Origin of the sequence: Cellulomonas fimi ATCC 484 (assembly GCF_000212695.1) — a bacterium.
Lineage (GTDB): Bacteria > Actinomycetota > Actinomycetes > Actinomycetales > Cellulomonadaceae > Cellulomonas > Cellulomonas fimi.
This window is the reverse complement of the sequence record NC_015514.1, coordinates 3,399,483-3,420,474: the sequence shown is the minus strand read 5'-3', so window position 1 is coordinate 3,420,474 and position 20,992 is coordinate 3,399,483. Positions and strand designations below refer to the sequence as shown.

Sequence of the window (20,992 nt, the reverse complement as noted above, 5' to 3'; positions counted from 1 at the left end):
CGGTGGGCGAGCGGGCTCCGCCCCCAGGATTCGAACCCGGACTGCAAGGCTCCAAAGGCCTGCGTGCTGCCGTTACACCAGGGCGGACCGGCGCGGCCGCGGCGGCGCCGTCGGCGGTCCAGTCTGCCAGCCGCCCTGGTGGGACGGCGCGAGCGGGGCGTCGGGAGGGGCCGGTGGGCGGCGGTAGAGTGCTGGTGCGCACGGTTCCGCCGCCCGGAGTGCTCCGGGCAGACCCGCGAGGAGCACCCCCAGGTGACGTTCCCCCGCCCAGCCGCCGTCATCGTCCTCGCCGCTGGTGAGGGCACGCGGATGCGCTCGGCCACCCCGAAGGTCCTGCACACTCTCGCCGGCCGCAGCATGCTCGGCCACGCCCTCGCCTCGGCGCGGGCGCTCGACCCCGACCGCGTGGTCGTGGTCGTGCGGCACGGGCGCGAGGCGGTCGCTGCGCACGTGGCCGAGGTCGACCCGCGCGCGCTGCTCGCCGACCAGGACGACGTCCCGGGCACGGGCCGCGCGGTCCAGGTCGCGATGACGGCGCTCGACGCCGCCGCGCAGGCGCAGGCCGCCGGCGCGTCCGACGGCCCCGGTGTGGCCGGCTCCGCCGCGGGCGTGCTGCTCGACGGTGCGGTCGTCGTCGTCGCGGGCGACGTCCCGCTGCTCGACGCGGGCACGCTCGGCGAGCTGCTCGCGGCGCACCACGCGGACGGCAACGCGGTGACGGTGCTCACGACCGAGGTCGACGACCCCACCGGCTACGGCCGGATCCTGCGTGAGCCGGGCACGGGGGACGTGCTCGGCATCGTCGAGCAGAAGGACGCCGACGACGAGCAGCGCGCGATCACCGAGATCAACTCGTCGATCTACGTGTTCGACGCGGCGGTGCTGCGCGGCGCGCTCGGGCGGCTCGGGCGCGACAACGCGCAGGGCGAGGTGTACCTGACGGACGTCCTGGCGATCGCGCGGTCGGAGGGTGGTCACGTCCGGGCGCTGCGCACCGACGACCCGGTGCTCGTCGAGGGCGTCAACGACCGCGTGCAGCTCGCGCGCCTGCGGGCCGAGCTGAACCGCCGGCTCCTCGAGGACTGGATGCGCGAGGGCGTCACGGTGGTCGATCCCGCGACGACGTGGGTGGACGTGGACGTCGAGCTCGAGCGCGACGTGACCCTCCTGCCCGGTACGCAGCTGCACGGCGCGACGGTGGTCCGCGAGGGCGCGACGGTCGGCCCGGACACCACGCTGACGGACGTCGAGGTGGGCCCGCGCGCGACGGTGAGCCGCACGCACGGCTCGCTCGCGGTGATCGGGGAGGGCGCGAGCGTCGGCCCGTTCGCCTACCTGCGGCCCGGCACGGTGCTGGGCGCGGACGGCAAGATCGGCACGTTCGTCGAGACGAAGAACGCGCAGATCGGCACGGGCTCGAAGGTGCCGCACCTGTCCTACGTGGGCGACGCGACGATCGGCGACCACACGAACATCGGTGCCGCCTCGGTGACCGTGAACTACGACGGCGTCAACAAGCACCACACGACGATCGGCTCGTACGCCCGCACGGGTGCGGACAACATGTTCGTCGCCCCGGTGACGGTCGGCGACGGTGCGTACACCGGGGCCGGCTCGGTGATCCGGCGCGACGTGCCCGCGGGGGCGCTGGGCGTCTCCGCCGGTGCCCAGCGCAACATCGAGGGCTGGGTCGCGCGCGCCCGCGCCGGGACCCCGGCCGCCGAGGCCGCCCGCCGTGCGGGTGCGGGGGGCGCCGACGAGCTCTCGCCGCAGGCCCGTGCCGAACGTGAGCGTGCCGCCCAGGCGGCGAGCGACCCGCGACGGACGCCGCCCCCGACGCTTCCCGACCAGCCCGCCCCCCTCGCCGACCCTGCCGGCACGACCTCGGAGGACTCCGCCCGATGACCGGCATCGTCTCGAACGACGGCGAGAAGCGGCTGGTGCTCGTGTCCGGCCGCGCCCACCCGGAGCTGGCGTCCGACGTCGCCGAGCACCTCGGCATCGAGATGGTGCCGACCACCGCCTACGACTTCGCGAACGGCGAGATCTACACGCGGTTCGGCGAGTCGGTGCGCGGCTCGGACGCCTTCGTCCTGCAGTCGCACGCGCGGCCGATCAACCAGTGGATCATGGAGCAGCTGCTCATGGTCGACGCCCTCAAGCGTGCGTCGGCGAAGACGATCACGGTCGTCGCGCCGTTCTACGGCTACGCGCGGCAGGACAAGAAGCACCGCGGCCGCGAGCCGATCTCGGCGCGCCTGCTGGCGGACCTGTTCAAGACGGCCGGTGCGGACCGGCTCATGAGCGTCGACCTGCACACCGCGCAGATCCAGGGCTTCTTCGACGGCCCGGTCGACCACCTGTGGGCCATGCCGACGCTCATCGACTACGTGCGCACGCGTGTGGACACCTCGAACGTCACGGTCGTCTCGCCCGACGCGGGCCGCATCCGCGTCGCCGAGCAGTGGGCCGCGAAGCTCGGCGGCGGCCCGCTGGCGTTCGTGCACAAGACGCGCGACATCCGCACCGCCAACAAGTCGGTCGCGAACCGCGTGGTCGGCGAGGTCGAGGGCCGCTCGTGCGTGCTCGTCGACGACCTCATCGACACGGGCGGCACCATCGCGGGCGCGGTGCGCGTCGTGCTCGAGGCGGGTGCGAAGGACGTCATCGTCGCCGCGACGCACGGCGTCCTGTCGCCGCCGGCGGCCGAGCGGCTGCAGGAGAGCGGTGCGCGCGAGGTCATCGTGACGGACACCCTCCCGATCGAGGAGGAGAACCGGTTCGACAAGCTGACGGTGCTGTCGATCGCGCCGCTCATCGCGCGGGCGATCCGCGAGGTGTTCGACGACGGCTCGGTGACCTCGCTGTTCGACGGCAACGCCTGACCACGCGGGCGCGCGAGCGCCCGTGCCGACGGCCCCGGCCCGCCCTGCGTGGTGCCGGGGCCGTCGTCGTCCCGGGCGGTCCGCCCGACCGTCCGCCCGGCGACCTGCGGGAGTTGGGGATGGGACCCGCCTGCGGGTAAGATCGTCAGGTTGCCTCGGCGAGGGACGTCGGACGGTACGACGCGGCCCAGGAGCGGTGCAGGTGCACCGCCCGGACCGCACGGCCGCCCCGCTCCGTGATCGACTGGGCGCACGCCTCCGCGTGCCCGTCCTGCGCCCCGCGTCGAGGCCACCACCCACGCCGTACGTCCTGCGCCGTCACCCCGGTGACGGCGCCATCGTCATCGTCATCTCCGTCCGCGACCGGTCGCGGACGCCTGCTCCTGGGAGTCACCGTGTCCGAGGTCAAGCTCGTCGCCACCGCCCGCACCGAGTTCGGCAAGGGTGCCGCGCGCCGCCTGCGCCGCGCCCACCAGGTCCCCGCCGTCCTGTACGGGCACGGCTCGGACCCGCTGCACGTGTCGCTGCCCGGCCACGAGACGATGCTCGCGGTCAAGCACGCCAACGCGCTGTTCGAGATCGAGCTCGAGGGCAAGACGACGCTCGCGATCGCCAAGGACGTGCAGATCGAGCCGGTCCGCAACGTCATCGAGCACGTCGACCTGCTCATCGTGAAGAAGGGCGAGAAGGTCGCCGTCGAGGTCCCGGTGCACGTCCAGGGCGAGTCGGCCCCCGGCACGCTGCACGTCGTCGAGACGCAGGCGCTGTCCCTCGAGGCCGAGGCGACGCACCTGCCCGAGAACGTCGTGGTCGACATCGCGGGCCTCGAGGCCGGCGCGATCGTGCACGCGGGCGACGTGACGCTGCCGAAGGGCGCGACGCTCCTCACGGACGCGGAGACGATCGTCGTGACGGTCAGCCTGCCGCAGGTCTCCGCCGACGACGTGGCCGCCGACGAGGCCGCCGCCGAGCTGGCCGCGGAGCAGTCCGCCGCGTCGGCCGCCGACGCCGAGGCCTGAACCTCCGCACCCACCGACGACGCCCGGTACCGTTCCCGCGGTGCCGGGCGTCGTCGTACGCCCGACCGGACCGACGCAGGGAGCGTTCATGACCGACGGACCGTGGCTCGTCGTGGGCCTGGGCAACCCCGGGCCGCAGTACGCGGGCAACCGGCACAACGTGGGCCAGATGGTCCTCGACGAGCTGGCGCGGCGCACGGGCGCGTCGTTCGGCGGCAAGGGCGGTGGTGTCCTGTCGCGCAAGCCGCAGGCCGCCGTCGCGGAGGCGCGGCTCGGCACGCTGCCCGGCGGTGCGCCGGGCCCGCGGGTCGTCCTCGCGAAGCCGACGACGTACATGAACGTCTCGGGCGGGCCGGTCGCGGCGCTCGTGCGGTACTACGACGTCCCCCTGGAGCAGGTCGTGATGGTGCACGACGAGCTCGACATCCCGTTCGCGGACGTGCGGCTCAAGCGCGGGGGCGGCGAAGGCGGCCACAACGGCCTGCGGGACACGTCGAAGGCGCTCGGCACGAAGGACTACGTGCGAGTGCGGGTCGGCGTGGGACGCCCGCCGGGGCGGATGGACCCCGCCGACTTCGTGCTCCGCGACTTCGCGAAGCCCGAGCTCAAGGACCTGCCGTGGCTCGTGGACGCGGCGGCCGACGCGGTCGAGGCCGTCGTCCTCGAGGGGCTCGAGCGCGCGCAGCTGCGCTTCCACACCAAGTCCTGACCGGCGGGCCCGGGCGCCGCGCCGCGGAGGTGCGCGGGTCGTCCGTGGACCGCGCGTCGAGGACGCCGGAGGCCGGCGCCCGCGCGGGGTGCCGGCCTCCGGCGCGTGGTCGACGGGGTCAGTCGCCGCGCGAGACGCTCACGGGGCTGCCGTCGGTCCACGTGTTGCGGGCGACCGTGAGGACCTTCGTCGTGGTGCTCGGGGCGATGATCGCGCAGCCGGTGACGCGCTGGTCGCGGGTGAAGACGTTGTCGGTGATGACGACGCCCTGGAACGCGCCCTTGCCCTTCTCGGCGAAGTTGATCGTGCAGCCGCCGCCGCCCGCCCAGTTCCTGGTGATCGTCACGTTCGAGACGACCCCCTGGTCCTGCGTGAACTGGATCCCGGAGTTGTCGGCGTCCTCGATCGTGTTGCCGGTGATGACGATGTTCGAGCCGATCTGGATCTGCACGGAGTCGTCGTGGCTCGGGGTGTTGTTCTGCAGCGGGTCCTTCTCGTAGTGCAGGTTGTCGTGCAGCCAGGACGACTCGACGGTGACGTTGCCGCCGGTCAGGTGGAACACGTCGATGACGTCGTGGATGTTGCTGCGCCGCACGGTGATGTTCGCGCCGCGGATGCCGTCGATGTGCGCGGACGGTGCCTGCGCGTACAGCTCGCTGTCCTGGATGAGGACGCTCGCGCCGGAGGTCGTGTTGGAGACGAGCGCCCGCTGGATCGTCGTGGCGTAGCCGCGGATCACGGAGTTCTTGATCGTCACGTTCGGGGCGGCGACCTTGACGAAGCCGCGGATGTCGAGCGAGTCGATGACGGCACCGGGCGTCGTGACGGTCAGGTCGCCCTCGTGCACGGTGAGCGCGGTCCCGGCGGGCACACCGGTGTTGCCCGGTCCGGGCTTGCCTCCGACGGGTGCGCCGCCGCCGGTGCCGGGTGCCGGCGTGGGCGTCGGCTTGGGCGTCGCGCTCGGGGTGGGTGTGGGGGTCGGTGTCGGGGTGGGCGTCGGCGTCGGCGTGGGGGTCGGCGTCGGGGTGGGCGTCACGGTCGGCGTCGGGGTCGGTGACGGGGGAGCGGCGGTCACGCCGCGGGGCCCGACGACGTAACCGAGCACCTCGGGCGTCAGCCGGACGCTGGCGTCGGTCGTGGAGAGCGTGATCGCGTTCCGGGCGGCTCCGCCGAGCGGCACGAGCGCCTGGTTGCGGGCCGGCACGTCGGGCGAGGCGACGAGGAACGACGTCGCGCGGCAGCCGTCGGACGCGGCGGTGCCCGGGCACGCGCTCACGGTCGTGGGCCGCCACGCGCCCTTGGCGGTGAGCCGCACCTGGACCGCGGTCGCGTTCGGCGGGACGTCGGCGAGCGTGAGCGTCGAGCTCGTGCCCGAGCGGACGACCTTGTCGGCGAGCGCGCGGGGCGCCTCGAGCGTCTGCAGGTGCCCGCCGACACTGCTGACGTCCCGTGCGACGTACCAGCCGTCCACGTCGACGGCGACCTGGTGGTCGCCCTGCTGGTTGTAGAGCTGGAGCGCGCCGCCGCTGCCGAGCCGGACGACGAGCGAGGCCTGGCGCGCCCGGTCGGGGATCGGGTTGAGCGCCGACGTGGCGGCGCACGCGGCACCCGTCTGGCCGGCGGGGCACACCGCGACGTAGGAGGAGGCGGTGCTGCCGGTGGAGGTCAGGCGCAGCGCGACGGCGGTGGCGCCCTTCGGGGCGCCCGACAGGACGAGCCGCGTCGTGCTGCGCCCGGAGACGGTGGTCTGCGCCGCGCGGTAGGGGTCGACCGGGACGTACAGGGAGTCGTCCACGGCCGAGCCGCGGGCGGCGTCGACGCCGAAGCCGTGCAGGTCGGCGAAGACGCGCGTGCCCGCGCTCGCGCGCAGCGTGACGGTGGGGCGGGCGGCGCTGACGGGCACGGTGACGGTCGCGGAGCCCGGCTCGCCGGCGGGCACGACGAGCGCGGGCGCGGCGACGCAGTCGGCGGGGGCGGTGCTGCCGGGGCAGACCGCGAGCGCGGTGCTCGCGGTGGTCCGCGCGGCGGTGACCTGGAGCGTGGCGGTCGTCGCGCCGGCAGGGACGGAGGGGAGCGTCACGGTGACGGTCCCGCCCGCCGCCAGGGTCGTGCCCGACAGGACACGGGCGGGGGCGACGGGGCGGTACACGCCGATCGGCGCCGACTGGGCGGGCGCGACGACGGCCACGACGAGTGCGACGACGACGGCGGACGCACCGGCGACCGAGGCGAGCAGGCGCCGGGACGGCCGGGGGCGGCGTCGGCGGCGGGCTCTGCGGGTCGGGCTGGGCAGCGTCTCGCTGTGTCGTCCTCGCACGGGCGGTCTCCAGGGCTGGGGGCCAGGTCGTCGAGCGGCGATCCGGAGGGAGCCTCACGGGTGGAGCACCACTCGTCGAGGGTCCTGCCGGGCCCGCGAGGAGCCCGGGGCCTGCGGGTTCGCACCTGCAGGCTCGGGCTCGCCGCGCTAGCCGAGCATAGGAGAAACACCCATTCGGCGGAATCGACGCGTCCCGGACATACCGCCGAGCGCTCGTTACCCGTTCGTGACCTGCGCGGGGACCGTGGGGCAACCGATCTCGCATGCCGAGACCGCTTCACCCGCGACGCCCGGTCGCCGCGCTCGGACCGGGCCGGGACGCGACGGAGGCCCGCCCCGGGATCACCGGGACGGGCCTCCGTGGGGTTCGGGGCGGGGTCAGCCCTTGCGCACGGTGGCGACGACGCCGTCCGTGAAGTAGTTGCCCGAGTTCGCGATCACCGTGGTGACCGGCGAGATGATCGCGCAGTTGTAGTGCTTCGTCGTGCGGCCGAAGGTGTTGTCCTTCACGGCGATGCCCTGGAAGGGCCCCTTCCCCTTCTCCGCGAGGTTGACCGTGCAGCCGCCGCCGTCGAGGAAGTTCTTCTGCACGGTGACGTTCGACACCAGGCCCTGGTCCTGCGTGAACTGGATTCCGGTGTTGTAGGCGCCCGAGATCGAGTTCCCCACGATCCGGATGTTGTTGCCCTTCTGGATCTGGATGCTGTCGTCGTGGCTCGGGGTGTTGTTCTGCGCCGGGTCCACGTCGTAGTGCAGGTTGTCGTGCAGGTAGGACGCCTCGATCGTCACGTTGTCGCCGTAGATGTGCGCCATGTCGATGACGTCGTGCAGGTTCACGCGGACGAGCTTGAAGTTGTAGCCGCGCACGCCGTCGACCCACGGGCCGGGTGCCGAGTTGTACAGCTCGCTGTCGATCACGGTCACCGACGCGGTCGAGCTCGCGCTCGTGACGAGCGCGGTCTGCTTCGAGGTCGCCGCGCCGCGGATGATCGAGTTCTTGATCGTGACGTTGGCGGCGGCGACCTTGACGAAGCCGCGGACGTCGAGCCCGTCGATCACGGCGCCGGGCGTCGTGACGAGGAGGTCGCCCTGGTGGACGGTGAGCTTGGTGCCGTTCGGGACGCCGGTCGTGGTCGAGTCCGGGACGTACGTGCCGACGGCGCCCGGGACGACGGGGGCCGGGACGGGCGCCTGGGTGCCGGTCGCGCGGACGTCGGCGACGCGCGCGGTGAGCGGCGCGTTGGTGACCGACGACGAGGTGTAGCCGCCGAACGCGATGCCGCCGGCGACCTGGAGCGCCGCGGTGCTGTCGGTCGCGACGACCTGCCAGTCGGCCGGCTCGGCGGTGCCGGCGGTCCAGATCTTCGCCTTGAGCGAGGTCGGGGCGGTGCCCGTGACCTGCAGGCGGACCTGGAGCTGCTTGCCGGCCGTGAAGCCGAGGCCCGACTGCGTGACGGCCCCGAGCGTCGTGGTGACGCCGCCGCTCACGCTGACGAGCGAGGAGCGGACGTTGCCGTCGGCGAGGATCTTGTTGCGCAGGCGGTAGCCGGCCGTGGTGTCGACGGCACGCCCGACGACGTCGGCGTCGACGCTGCCGCCGGTCGGGGCCTTGTCGAGGCTGACGGCCGCGCGCAGGTCGGTGTCGGTCGAGCGCACGGCGGGGAGCGAGGAGAACAGCTGCCAGCCCGGCTGGCGGACCTTCATGCTCGCGACGCCGCTGGCGACGGCGAAGTCGGCCGCCTCTCCACCGGTCGCGGTCCAGGCGCCGCCCTTGGTCGCGGAGCCCCAGCCGCCGGTGACCTGCCGCGCGAACGCGTCGGTGGCGACCTCGGTCGGCGCGACGGCGGTCGCGGCGAGGGACTCGGCGCTGGTGGTGTAGTCGGCTGCGGTCGACGCCTGGGCGGGGGCGGCGAGTCCGACGAGACCCGCGCTGAGCGCGCCGACGACGGCGGCGAGCGCCGTGCGGCGGCCCGTGCGGGCGGCGTGGGGGCGTGCGGAAGACATGCTGAAGCTCCTCGGGGTGTGAGAGTCGCTGTCACCGGCGACCGTGTGGGTCGGCGGTCCGGGGCCTAGGCCCGGCGACCGCGGGGGGCCCATCCCGCGGTGGAGCGACGACACTCACGTTATCGGCGGGGAAACGGCCCTCCATGACCGATCGTCCCGAGTCTTATGTCACCCGTTATGTCTTGAACATGCGTTCAGACGAATAGGCCTATAGGGTGACCTGCGCGTTCGTCGAGGAATGTCGGAATTGCCGGACGCTGGACTTTCGCGTATGAGTTATGTCACACGCGCGACGCGAATCGCCCGAATCGCCCAGACCGGACGAGAACGGTGTCGGGAACGATTCAGTCGCGGGCCCTGCGGACGGGTCGCGGCCGCGCCGACGGGCGCCGTGCGGCGCTCCGGGACGCCGCCGGGCGCGTCAGCCGCGTCCGCGAGTGCGGCGTGCCACGGCGTGCCGCAGCGCGGCCACGAGCTCCGCGGCGGAGGAGTCCCAGCCGAACCGCGCGACGTGCGCGCGCGCCGCCGCCGCGTCGAACGGCAGCGTCCCGCCGAACGCGTCCTCCAGCAGCGCCCCGAGGGTGCGCGCCGCGTCGGGCGCGTCGACGTCCAGGTACGTGCACGCGTCGCCGCCGGCCTCCGGGATCGCGGTCGCGTCCGACGCCAGCACGGGCGTCCCCGCGGCGAGCGCCTCGAGGACCGGGATGCCCCAACCCTCGCCGCGGCTCGGGAAGACGAAGGCGCACGCGTGCGCGTACAGCGACCACAGCGCGTCCTGCGGCACGTCCGTGAGGTGGATCGCCCGCGGCTCGGCGGCGAGCAGCGCCAGCGTCGCGGGCTCCTCGAAGTCGTCACGCCCCACCACGACCAGGCGCACGTCCGGGTCGGCGACCCGCGCGAACGCCTCGAGCGCCAGGCGCAGGTTCTTGCGCGGCTCGAGGCGCCCCACCATGAGCGCGTACCGCGTCCCCGCCGGCACCTGCGCGGGCAGCGGGCCCTCGGCGGTGGCCGCGGTCACGTCGACGCCGTTGTGCACCACGAGGACGTCCCGCGCCGGCCGCCCGTAGACCCGCTCGATCTGGGTGCGGGAGTACTCCGAGACGGTCGCGACCGTCCCGGCCCGGCGCGCGGACCACCCCACGAGGACGCGGTTGCGCCACCGGGTGCCCCGCCCGAAGAACTCCGGGTGCGTCTCGAACAGGACGTCGTGCACCACGACGAGCTGGCGGTCCGGGTGCCGGGGCGGGCTGAAGTACTGCGTGACGAGCACGTCCAACCCGTCGGCGCGGATCGCGCGCGGCCAGAACCGCAGGTTGCGGCCCACCGGCCCGCCGGGCGGCAGCGTGCGGTGCTCGACGGGCAGGTCACCGAGCAGCGCGGCCGTCGCGGCCGGGTCGCCCGAGTACACGACGAACGTCAGGTCGGGCGCGAGCAGGGGAGCGCGGCGCAGCGTCTCGAGGACCCACGTGCGCGAGCCCTGGAACTTGCCGTCCAGGACGTGGGCGTCGACCCCGACGCGGGCGGGGCTCACGCCACCACCTCGGCCCGGTCGGCGCGGACCGTCGCCGGGCGCAGCAGCGCACGCACGGCCCAGCCGACCCCCTCGGCCGAGCCCCGCACGACCGCCCACCCGGGCCGCACCGGCCGCAGCAGCTGCCGCCGCCCGCCCCGCAGCAGGACCTGCCAGGCGTAGGCCGGCGTCCGCCACAGCCAGCGCCGCACGTCGGCGGCCGGCAGGTGCTTCGCCGCGAACACCAGGCGGTTGCGGCAGTTGTAGCGGTAGTACACGGGCGACTTCGCGCGGGTCCCGGCGGGCTCCTGCGTGCCGCCGACGTCGTGCACGACGACGAGGTCCTGCCGGACGAGCAGCGTGCCCCCTGCTGCGGTCCAGCGCGCCGACAGGTCGACGTCCTCCCAGTAGAGGAAGTAGTCGTCGTCGAACCCCCCGACCTCCTGCCACCGCGTGACGTCCGCGGCGAGGCACGCGCCCGAGAGCCAGCCCGAGGCCTGCGGCACGGCCGGCGCCTCCACGTTGCGGGTCCGGCCGGCCGCGACGTCGAGGACACCGCCCGTGAACCACGGGCGCCCGTCGGGGCGCACGACGCGCGGCGAGACCAGGGCGCCCGGGTCGGCGGCGACGGCGTCGGCGAGCGCGTCGAGCACGGCGACGTCGGCGCGCAGGTCCGGGTTCACCACGACGACCTGCGTGCACCCGCGCGCCGCGGCGTGCGCGACGCCCGCGTCGGCCGCCGCGCCGAAGCCTGCGTTGGTGGCGTTCTCGACGAGGTCCCAGCCGTGCTCGGCGGCGGTCGCGCGCACGTCGGCACGCTCGCGCGGCCCCCGGAGGTTGTCGACCACGACCACGAGCGCCGGACGGCGCAGGGCCGCGACGTCCACGTCGGCGAGGTTCGCGCGCAGCAGCGAGGCGGAGCCGTAGCTCACGACGACGATCCCGAGCACGGACGGAACGCTATCTTGTCGGGCACCGCCCGCCGCCGGTCGCGGCGGGTGAGACCGCAGGCCGGACGGCCGGCCGTCGCGCGGGCGGGTGCACGGCACGATGCGGGCGGGACCTCGACGCCAGGAGGCGCGCATGACGACGACGAGCCGCACCGCGGCCCGCGCCGCGCTGCCCCGCGTCCGGCTGTACGAGACGGTGCGCACGGCCCACCTCGAGCGCGCGCACGAGCTCGCGCCCGCCTCCATCGTCTACCGCCGCCGCCGGTACGACTTCGACGACGACCTCGCCCGCGGGCTCGACCTGGTCGAGGCGGGGCCCCTGCGCGCCGCCCGGGTGCTGCTGCGCTCGGACGTGCGCGAGCTGGAGATCAACGAGCCGCTCATGGTGTCGAGCCTGCGCCGCACCGCGCTCGCGCTGGCCGCGGTCGACCTGCGCCGCCTCCTGCGCCGTCCCCGCACGCTCGTCGTGACCTACGCCATCGCGAACGACGACCCCTTCCGCCCGCCGGCCCGCCCGGGCCTGCGCGGTCGTCTGCGGCGCCTGCTCGACGCGCGCCTCATCGCGCTGGTCGCGCGCCGGGTGGACCGCGTCGTCCTCGGGACCCCCGCGGCGCAGGAGCTCTACGCCGCACGGGTCCCGGGGCTGCTCGCGCACGCGGAGCACGTGCTGCTGCCCGCGCTGCCGACCGCGTGCGGCTGCGGCCCGCTCGACGCGCACGACCCGGACGAGGTGCTGTTCGTCGGCGCGTTCGAGGAGCGCAAGGGCGTGCCGCAGCTCCTCGCGGCGTGGCCGCTGGTGCACGCGGCGCGCCCCACGGCCCGCCTGACGCTCGTCGGGAAGGGGCCCCTCGCCGACGACGTCCACCGCTTCGCGGCCGAGCGGCCGGAGGTGACCGTGGTCGTCGACCCGCCGCGTCCGCAGGTGCACGCCCGGCAGCGCCGCGCCGCGGTCGCCGTCCTCCTCTCGCAGCGCACGCGCACCTGGCGCGAGCAGGTCGGCCTGCCCGTGGTCGAGGGGCTCGCGCACGGCTGCGCGGTGCTCACCACGACCGAGACGGGGCTCGCGTCGTGGCTGCGGGAGCACGGGCACGGCGTCGTCGAGCCCACCGCCGCCCCGGCCGACGTGGCCGCTGCGCTGCTCGCGCTGCTCGATCGCCGACGCCCCGCCGCCGACGTCCTGGCGGACCTGCCCGACGTCGACGGGCGCCTCGCCGCGGACACCTGGCTGCTGCGCGCCCGCTGACCCGATCGGGTTGCTGTGAGCCAGGGCACAGCAGGGCGCACGGGTGAAAAGCCTCCTAGGAGGATGAATCCGACATACCCCCCGTAATACGTTCATCCGCAGTTCTCGTGCGAGGGGGGTGGGTGTTCATGACGTTGACAGCCGGTCACGGGTCCGAGAGGACCGACGCGTGGCTCGAGCGACGTCGCCCCGCCAAGTACCCCCGCCGGTCCTGGGCCGCGCCGGAGCCGTTCGTGCGCCGCGCGACCGAGCACAACTCGGGCGACGACGCGCTGCGCGCGCTGCCGTGGGTGCGCACCGCGACCGGCTACCAGCGCACGACCGTCGCCATGGACACCGTCCTGGCCGGCCTCGGGGTCGGCGCGTCCGCCGCGCTCGGCGGTGCCGCGACCGGCTCCGCGCTGCTGCTCGCCGGCGTCGCCGCCCTTGCGCTGCCGACGACCGTCGCGGCCCTGCGCGGGTACGAGCGGCACAACATGGGCGACGGCCCCGGCGAGTTCCAGGTCCTGCTGCGCGCGGCCGTGCTGCTCGCGGCGCTCGTCATGGCCCTCGCCTACCTGACGCCCGTCACCGCGCCGCGCGAGGTCGTCGTCGTGGGCGTGCCCGTCCTCGCCGCCGCCGCGTGCACCGCGCGCTACGTGCACCGCCGCTTCCTGCACGCCCGCCGCAACCGCGGCCAGGCCATGATGCGGACCATCGTCGTCGGCGACACCGCGTCGGTGGCCGACGTCGTGCACGACCTGTCCGTCGCCCCGTACCACGGCTACCTCGTCATCGGCTCGTGCCTGTCGGACGTCGTGCCCGAGTCGGTCGCCGAGGTGCCCGTCCCCACGCTCGGCGCGCTCGCCGACGTGCCGCAGGTCGTCTCCGACTACGCCGTCTCCGTCGTCGTCGTCGCCGGCAACGCGCTGAGCGGGCAGGCTGTGCGCCGGCTGTCGTGGGCGCTGCGCCGCGCGGGTGCCGAGCTCGTCGTCGCCCCCGGGCTCGTCGAGGTCGCCCAGGAGCGCGTGAGCGTCCACCCGACCGCCGGGCTGTCCCTGCTGCGCCTCGAGATCGAGCCGCCGCGCCGCCGGATGGTCGCCAAGGCCGTCATGGACCGCGTCCTCGGCGTCCTCGCGCTGCTGCTCGTCGCCCCCGTCATCGCCGTGGCCGCGCTCGCGGTCCGGGTCACGTCGCCGGGGCCCGCGTTCTACACGCAGACGCGCGTCGGCGTCGACGGCCGCGAGTTCCGGATCTGGAAGCTGCGCAGCATGTACCGCGACGCGGACCGCCGCCGCGCCGAGCTGCTCGAGCGCAGCGACCGTGACGGCCTCATGTTCAAGATGGCGCGCGACCCGCGCGTCACCCCGGTCGGCCGCGTGCTGCGCCGGTTCTCGCTCGACGAGCTCCCGCAGTTCTTCAACGTCGTGCGCGGGGACATGTCGCTCGTCGGGCCGCGCCCGCCGCTGCGCGAGGAGGTCCTCGGCTACCACGACGCCGTGCACCAGCGCCTGCGCGTCAAGCCCGGGATCACCGGCCTGTGGCAGGTCAGCGGCCGGGCGGACCTGCCGTGGGACGAGTCGATCCGCCTCGACCTGCGCTACGTCGACAACTGGTCCGTCACGATGGACCTGATGATCCTGTGGAAGACGTTCCGCGCCGTCGTCACGGGGGCCGGCGCCTACTGACGACCACCCGGAACCCGGGCGCCGACGCGGTGCCCAGGACCGGCACGGACCAGGACGACCCGGCCGGCGGTACCGCCCGACGCGGCCGCCGGGCCATGCTCGCTCGACCGCCCGCGCGGTCATCGCCCCCGCAGGACGGGACGACGGAAGGACGGACATGACGCGCTCGCCCGACGGGCCGCTGCGCATCGCGCTCATCGGCACCCGCGGGGTGCCCGCCCGGTACGGCGGGTTCGAGACGTGCGTCGAGGAGGTCGGCGGCCGCCTCGCGGACCGCGGGCACGACGTGCTCGTCTACTGCCGCACCCCGGAGGCGGCCGACCGCGTCCCCGCCTACCGCGGGATGCGGCTCGTGCACCTGCCCGCCCTGCGCCGCCGCTCGCTCGAGACGCTGAGCCACACCGCGCTCTCGGTCGGCCACCAGCTCGCGCACCGGCACGACGCCGCGATCGTGTTCAACGCCGCCAACGCGGTGTTCCTGCCCGCGCTGCGCGCCGCCCGTGTCCCGGTCGCGACGCACGTCGACGGCCTGGAGTGGCAGCGCGCGAAGTGGGGCGGTGCGGGCCGGCGGTACTACCGCACGGCCGAGGCGCTCGCCGTGCGCTGGTCGGACGCGCTCGTCGCGGACGCGGCGGGCATCGCGGACTACTACACGCGCGAGTTCGGCGCCCCGACCGAGCAGATCGCGTACGGCGCGCCGCTCCTCGACGACCTCGGGACGGACAAGCTCGCGACGCTCGAGCTGCCGTCGCGCGGCTACCACCTCGTCGTCGCCCGGTTCGAGCCGGAGAACCACGTGGAGCTCGTCGTCGAGGGCTACCGCCGCTCGCGCGCGACGCTGCCGCTCGTCGTCGTCGGCTCGGCGCCCTACGCGGACGAGTACACGCGCCGCGTGCACGCCGCCGCGGACGGGCGGGTCCGGATGCTCGGGGGCGTGTGGGACCAGGAGCTGCTCGACCAGCTCTACGGCCACGCCCTCACCTACCTGCACGGGCACAGCGTCGGCGGGACCAACCCGTCGCTGCTGCGCGCCATCGGTGCGGGTGCCCCCACGGTCGCGTACGACGTGGGGTTCAACCGTGAGGTGCTGCGCGACGCCGGTCGCTGGTTCCGGACGCCCGACGACGTCGCGCGGCTCGTCGAGGACGCCGAGGCGGACCCCGGCGCCGCTCTCGCCCGCGGCGCGGCCGCCCGGCTGCGGGCGCAGGACTACGACTGGGACGACGTCGCGGACGGCTACGAGGCGCTGTGCCGCCGGCTCGCCGCGGGTGACTTCCGCGGCCGGCGCCGCCCGTCGGGCCGTCGTCGCGGCACGGCCGACGCCGCGGCGGTACCGTCGCCTGACCGCGCAGCCGGGGCCGGCGCCCCCGACCCCCGTCCCGCCGCCCGTCCGGGTGGTGCCGCATGACGACGTCCCTGCAGCAGGAGGACAACGTGCCGTCGACCGTGACCGAGACGTACGCGCAGACGCTCGCGCGGCTCGGGTCCGTGCAGAAGGGCGCGCGCGGCGCACCCGCGTACTCGCGCTTCGTGAACCGGCGCGCCGGGCGCGTGCTCGCGGCGTGGGCGTACCGCGCAGGGCTGTCCCCGAACCAGGTGACCGCGATCAGCGCGGTCTGGACGTTCTCCGCGATCGTGGTGCTCGCGCTCGCGCCCGTGGCCTGGTGGACGGGCGTGCTCGTCACGGTCCTGCTGCTCGTCGGGTACGCGTTCGACTCGGCGGACGGGCAGGTCGCGCGGCTGCGGGGCGGCGGGAGCATCGCGGGGGAGTGGCTGGACCACGTCATCGACGCGGTCAAGGTGTCGAGCCTGCACCTCGCGCTGCTGGTCGGCCTCTACCGCGCCGACGCGGTGCCCGACGCGTGGCTGCTGGTCCCGCTGGGCTACTCGGCGGTGTGGTCGGTGCTGTTCTTCACCATGATCCTCAACGACCAGCTGCGCCGGCAGGCGGGCGTCACGATGCGGGCCACGGCGGTCGGCGAGCGGCCGTCCGTGCTGCGGTCGCTGGTCGTCGCCCCCACCGACTACGGCGTGCTGTGCCTGGCGTTCCTGCTGTACGGCGCGACCACGGCGTTCGGCGTCGTGTACGCGCTGCTCGGGCTCGCGACCGCGGGGTACCTCGCGCTCGCGCTGCGGTCGTGGTTCGCCGAGATGCGCACGCTGCGCCGCCCCACGGGCGAGGCCCGCGGCGGTGAGGCGTGAGCGCGGAGCCGGCAGTCCGCCGCACGCCGCCGCGCTGGCTCGTCGTCGCGCTCGCGGTCCTGCTCGTCGTCGTGGTCGCCGGCGCGGTGTGGGCGGCGGTCGCGCGGTCGCAGCCGGGCGACGACGTCGCCGGGGGCGCGGCGCCCACCGGGTCCGGGACGACGTCCGGGGACGCGACGCCCGACCCGTCGGCGCCCGTCGTGACCCCGACGATCCCCGCCCCGGGCGAGCCCGGCGGTGGCGCGACCGACGACGCGGACCCCGCGGCCCCGTTCGAGCCCCGGACGGAGGACGCCGTGCCGCTCGACCGGCCCGCGGCGTTCGACTCGGGCGTGACCGCCGAGCTCGTGCGCGTCGAGGCCGTGGCCGGGGAGGCCGAGGGCCCGGGTGAGGTCGCGGGTCCGGCCGTGCGCGTGACGGTGCGCCTGACGAACGGCACGGCTGCTGCGGTGCCCCTCACCAGCACCGTGGTCAACGTGTACGGCGGCACCGACCGCGCCCCCGCGGAGCCGCTCAGCGGCCCCGGCGCGAAGCCGTTCACCGGGACCCTCGAGCCGGGTGCCTCGGCGACGGGCGTGCTCGTGTTCAACGTGCCGGCCGACCAGCGCGACCCGCTCCAGGTCACCGTCAGCTACGACCCGACCGTGACGACGGTGCTGTTCGAGGGCACGGGTCCGGCCGCCTGACCTGACCAGCGGCGTCCGCGCAGAGCCGGACGGGTGTTCGAGTATCACCCGCAGTGACCGGGGTTTTCACCCGTCCTGTCCTGTTTTGGGGAGTTTGCCGCTCATAGGATCGTGGCCGTTCGTCCCGTGTCTCGAGCGCCCCGAGGTGTCCCCATGTCTCTGCGTCCCGTCGCCGACCGGTCACCGGTCGCTCGTACCTGGGCCGTCCTCACGTCGGTCGCTCTCGTGGCGGTCGGGCTCGTCGCGGGCTCCGCGCCCGCGCAGGCCGACACCGCGCCGCCGGCGGGCCTGCCGCCCACGGTCGCGGCCGACGCGCTCCCGACGGTCCAGATCGACGGGGTCGTGTGGCAGCAGGCGCTGTCCGGGAACCTCGTCTACGCGGGCGGCGAGTTCTCCAACGCCCGCCCGGCGGGCAACGCGGCCGGCGTCGGCAACGTGCCGCGTGCGAACCTCCTGCGGTTCGACGTCCGCACCGGCGTGCTCGACCCCTCCTGGGCCCCGAACCCCAACGGGCAGGTGCGCGCGGTCGTGAAGTCGCCCGACGGGTCGCGCATCTACGTCGGCGGCAGCTTCACGAGCATCTCGGGCGTCGCGCGGTACCGGATCGCGGCGTTCGACGCGGTCACGGGCGCGCTCATCACGACGTTCAACGCGGGCGCGAACGGCCAGGTCCGGGCGCTCGCGGCGACCAACACGACGGTCTACGCGGGCGGCATCTTCACGCAGGCGGGCAGCTCGAGCCGCACGCGGCTCGCGGCGTTCAACGCGTCGAACGGCGCGCTCCTGCCCTGGAACCCGACGGTCGACGACGGCTCCGTGAGCGCGCTGACGGTCGCTCCCGACGGCGGCACCGTGATCGTCGGCGGGAACTTCACCTCGTTCAACGGCAGCACCGCGGCGCCCGACGGCCTCGCGCGCGTCGACGCCGTGACCGGTGCGGCGCTCCCGTTCCCTGCGACGTCGCAGATCCGCAACGGCGGCACGAACGGCTCGATCCTCGGCCTGACGGGCGACGCGGACAACATGTACGGCGTCGGCTACACGTGGGGACGCTCGGGCGGCACGCTCGAGGGCGTCTTCGCGGCGGACTGGGCGACCGGCTCGATCCGGTGGATCGCGGACTGCCACGGCGACTCGTACGCGGTGCACGCGCAGGGTCCGGTCGTGTACGCCGCGAGCCACCACCACTACTGCGGGAACGTCGGCGGCACGCCGCAGAACGACGAGTGGCTGTTCTACCGGGCGGACGCCTACACCAAGGAGCCCATGCGCAAGCTCGGCCGCGAGCACCTCGGGTACACGAACTTCGAGGGCACGGCCGCGCCGGAGATGCTGAACTTCTACCCGGACCTCGACACCGGCACGTTCACCGGCCAGAACCAGGGCCCGTGGGCCGTGACAGGCGACGACCGGTACATCGTCTACGGCGGCGAGTTCCTCAACGTGAACTTCCGGCGCCAGCAGGGGCTCGTGCGCTTCGCGATCCCGAGCATCGCCCCGAACGACCAGGGGCCGCGCTTCTCGGGCGCGGACTTCACGCCCACGGCGCGCGCGATCGGTGCGGGCACGGTCCGCATCTCGTGGACGGCCAACGCCGACTTCGACAACGAGGACCTCACCTACACCGTGCTGCGCAACGGGCAGCCGCTGCCCGCACAGGTGAAGAAGTCCCAGATCTGGATGCGCCCGACGCAGGGCGTGACCGACACGGGCCTGACGGCGGGGCAGACGTACACCTACGCGGTGCGCGTGTCCGACCCGTTCGGCAACACGGTCACGAGCCCGTCGGTCACCGCGACCGCCAACGGCTCGGGTGCGGTGAGCGCGTACGCGCAGACCGTCATGGCCGACGGTGCGTCCCACCTGTGGCGGCTCGGCGAGTCCTCGGGCACGACCGCGCTGGACACGGCCGGTACCGACGACGGGTCGACCGGCACGGCGCTGACGCGCGGCACGCCGGGGGCGATCGCGGGCGACTCCAGCTCCGCGACGACGTTCGCGGGCACCACGAACAGCCGGGTCGTCGCGCCGCAGCGCGAGCAGAACCTCAACGAGCTGTCCGTCGAGGCGTGGATCCGCACGACGTCGAACCAGGGCGGCTGGGTCGTCGGGTTCGGGAACTCGACGAGCCTGACCGGCACGAGCACCTCGCGTGACCGCCAGCTCTACGTCGACAGCGCGGGCCGCGTGCAGTTCGGCGCGAGCCCGGGGCAGAACCGGACCGTGCGCTCGCCGGGGGCCGTCAACGACGGCCAGTGGCACCACGTCGTCGGGACGATGGGGGCGACCGGCATGGCGCTGTACGTCGACGGCGCGCTCGTCGCGTCGCGCGCCGACAACCCGTCGGGCCGCAACTTCACCGGGTTCTGGCGGATCGGCGGCGACAGCCTGAGCGGCTGGCCGAACACGCCGGCGTCGAACAACTTCAACGGCGCGATCGACGAGGTCGCGGTGTACCCGTTCCCGCTGTCAGCGGGCACGATCGCGGCGCACCACACGCTGGGCCGCACCGGTGACGCGCCGGAGCAGCCGCCGGTGGCGGCGTTCACGACCGCGACCGACGGCCTCAAGGTCACGGTCGACGGCACGGGCTCGACCGACCCCGACGGCACCGTGGCGAGCTACGCGTGGGCGTTCGGCGACGGCGCGACGGGCACCGGCCCGACGGCCAGCCGCACCTACGCCGCCGCGGGCACCTACACGGTGACGCTCACGGTGACCGACGACGACGGCAACACGGCCCAGACGTCCCACGACGTCACGGTGACGGCGCCGCCGCCGAACCAGCCGCCGGTCGCGTCGTTCACCGCGGCGACCACGGGCCTGACGGTGCAGGTCGACGCCGGCGCGTCGTCCGACCCCGACGGGACCGTGACGCAGCGCTCCTGGAGCTTCGGCGACGGGGGCACGGCGACGGGTACGACCGCCTCGCACACGTACGCGGCGGACGGCACCTACACGGTCACCCTGACGGTCACGGACGACGACGGTGCCACCGCGCAGACGACGCGAGCCGTGACCGTCACGACGCCGCCCGCGGACGCCCCGTTCGCCGCCGACGCGTTCGCGCGGACCGTCTCGGGCGGCTGGGGCACGGCCGACACCGGCGGCGCGTGGAGCGTCGCGGGCGGTGCGACCAACTTCTCGGTCGCGTCGGGTGTGGGCGCCATGCGGGTCACGGGCGCCGGGTTCCGGCTCTCCGGGTTCCTGCCCGTGTCGTCGACGAGCGCGGACGTCCGCGTCGACGTGGCGCTCGACGCGATGCCGACCGGCGGCGGGACGGACCTCGAGGTCGCCGGCCGGACGGTCGGCACGACGGACGGCTACCGGGCGCGGCTCAAGATGCTGAGCACCGGCGTCGTGCGGGCGTCGATCGTCGGGATCTCCGCGGGCACGACCACGACCGTCGCGCAGGTGAACGTCCCGGGCCTCACGTACACGGCCGGGCAGACGCTGTCGGTGCGGTTCCAGGCCGACGGCACGGGGACGACGGCGCTGCGGCTCAAGGTGTGGCCCGCGGGCACCCCCGAGCCGGCCGCGTGGACGCTCACGGGCAGCAGCACGACGGCGGCGCTGCAGGTCGCGGGCGGTGTGGGCCTGTCGGTCTACACGTCGTCCACCACGACGACGCTGCCGCTCACGGCACGGTGGAGCCAGCTCACGGCGCGGCCCGTCCCCGCCTGAGCCACCCCGCACGCACGTCACGACCCCGCCGTCCCGCCCTGCCGGGACGGCGGGGTCGCTGCGTCAGGCGGACCGTTTCGCCCGAATCACCCGGTTGCGCGTCCAGTTCACCCGGT

General features: G+C 74.7%; 14 protein-coding genes and 1 tRNA gene. 10 read left to right on the top strand and 5 right to left on the bottom strand.

Features of this window, described 5'->3' with window-relative positions; translation table 11 throughout:
* Positions 1-15: 15 nt before the first annotated feature.
* Positions 16-87, bottom strand: a tRNA-Gln gene (locus CELF_RS15410).
* Between the two features lie 165 nt (positions 88-252).
* Here CELF_RS15410 and glmU point away from each other — a divergent pair.
* The 4 genes from glmU to pth all read left to right on the top strand — a co-directional run bounded on the left by glmU (position 253) and on the right by pth (position 4,613).
* Positions 253-1,905, top strand: a complete 1,653-nt coding sequence (gene glmU / locus CELF_RS15405) for a bifunctional UDP-N-acetylglucosamine diphosphorylase/glucosamine-1-phosphate N-acetyltransferase GlmU (RefSeq protein ID WP_013772195.1) — start codon at positions 253-255, stop codon at positions 1,903-1,905.
* Complete coding sequence (locus CELF_RS15400; protein WP_013772194.1) at positions 1,902-2,885, top strand: ribose-phosphate diphosphokinase; 984 nt, start codon at positions 1,902-1,904, stop codon at positions 2,883-2,885. The genes glmU and CELF_RS15400 overlap by 4 nt, the downstream gene beginning before the upstream one ends.
* A 395-nt stretch (positions 2,886-3,280) precedes the next feature.
* Positions 3,281-3,904: a 50S ribosomal protein L25/general stress protein Ctc gene (locus tag CELF_RS15395; protein WP_013772193.1), complete on the top strand. Its 624-nt coding sequence runs from the start codon at positions 3,281-3,283 to the stop codon at positions 3,902-3,904.
* A gap of 88 nt (positions 3,905-3,992) precedes the next feature.
* Positions 3,993-4,613: an aminoacyl-tRNA hydrolase gene (gene pth / locus CELF_RS15390; protein WP_013772192.1), complete on the top strand. Its 621-nt coding sequence runs from the start codon at positions 3,993-3,995 to the stop codon at positions 4,611-4,613.
* 118 nt (positions 4,614-4,731) lie between these two features.
* Here pth and CELF_RS15385 read toward each other — a convergent pair whose 3' ends face one another.
* The 4 genes from CELF_RS15385 to CELF_RS15370 form a co-directional block, all read right to left on the bottom strand.
* Positions 4,732-6,930 carry a right-handed parallel beta-helix repeat-containing protein gene (locus tag CELF_RS15385; RefSeq protein WP_013772191.1) on the bottom strand — a complete coding sequence of 733 codons (2,199 nt, stop codon included), beginning with the start codon at positions 6,928-6,930 and terminating at the stop codon, positions 4,732-4,734.
* 378 nt (positions 6,931-7,308) lie between these two features.
* Positions 7,309-8,934, bottom strand: coding sequence for a right-handed parallel beta-helix repeat-containing protein (locus CELF_RS19650; RefSeq protein WP_013772190.1), 1,626 nt, complete (start codon positions 8,932-8,934; stop codon positions 7,309-7,311).
* A gap of 421 nt (positions 8,935-9,355) precedes the next feature.
* Positions 9,356-10,465 (bottom strand): glycosyltransferase family 4 protein, encoded by a 1,110-nt coding sequence (locus tag CELF_RS15375; protein WP_013772189.1) that lies wholly within the window; start codon positions 10,463-10,465, stop codon positions 9,356-9,358.
* Positions 10,462-11,394 (bottom strand): glycosyltransferase family 2 protein, encoded by a 933-nt coding sequence (locus CELF_RS15370; protein ID WP_013772188.1) that lies wholly within the window; start codon positions 11,392-11,394, stop codon positions 10,462-10,464. The genes CELF_RS15375 and CELF_RS15370 overlap by 4 nt, the downstream gene beginning before the upstream one ends.
* A gap of 133 nt (positions 11,395-11,527) precedes the next feature.
* Here CELF_RS15370 and CELF_RS15365 point away from each other — a divergent pair, with 133 nt between their 5' ends.
* The 6 genes from CELF_RS15365 to CELF_RS15340 all read left to right on the top strand — a co-directional run bounded on the left by CELF_RS15365 (position 11,528) and on the right by CELF_RS15340 (position 20,876).
* Entirely contained in the window at positions 11,528-12,637 is a 1,110-nt protein-coding gene (locus CELF_RS15365; protein WP_013772187.1) for a glycosyltransferase, read from the top strand.
* Between the two features lie 128 nt (positions 12,638-12,765).
* Entirely contained in the window at positions 12,766-14,304 is a 1,539-nt protein-coding gene (locus CELF_RS15360) for a sugar transferase (RefSeq protein WP_013772186.1), read from the top strand.
* Positions 14,305-14,461: 157 nt separating this feature from the next.
* The gene (locus CELF_RS15355) at positions 14,462-15,712 is read left to right on the top strand and encodes a DUF1972 domain-containing protein (RefSeq protein WP_013772185.1); all 1,251 of its coding nucleotides are present in this window, start codon (positions 14,462-14,464) and stop codon (positions 15,710-15,712) included.
* A complete protein-coding gene (locus tag CELF_RS15350; RefSeq protein ID WP_013772184.1) occupies positions 15,709-16,506 on the top strand; it encodes a CDP-alcohol phosphatidyltransferase family protein in 798 nt (265 codons plus the stop codon). Before CELF_RS15355 ends, CELF_RS15350 begins: the two co-directional genes overlap by 4 nt.
* On the top strand, positions 16,503-17,192 hold the full coding sequence (locus tag CELF_RS19645) for a hypothetical protein (protein ID WP_013772183.1): 690 nt from the start codon (positions 16,503-16,505) through the stop codon (positions 17,190-17,192). Before CELF_RS15350 ends, CELF_RS19645 begins: the two co-directional genes overlap by 4 nt.
* A gap of 153 nt (positions 17,193-17,345) precedes the next feature.
* Positions 17,346-20,876 carry a PKD domain-containing protein gene (locus tag CELF_RS15340; protein WP_013772182.1) on the top strand — a complete coding sequence of 1,177 codons (3,531 nt, stop codon included), beginning with the start codon at positions 17,346-17,348 and terminating at the stop codon, positions 20,874-20,876.
* Positions 20,877-20,992: the final 116 nt, after the last annotated feature.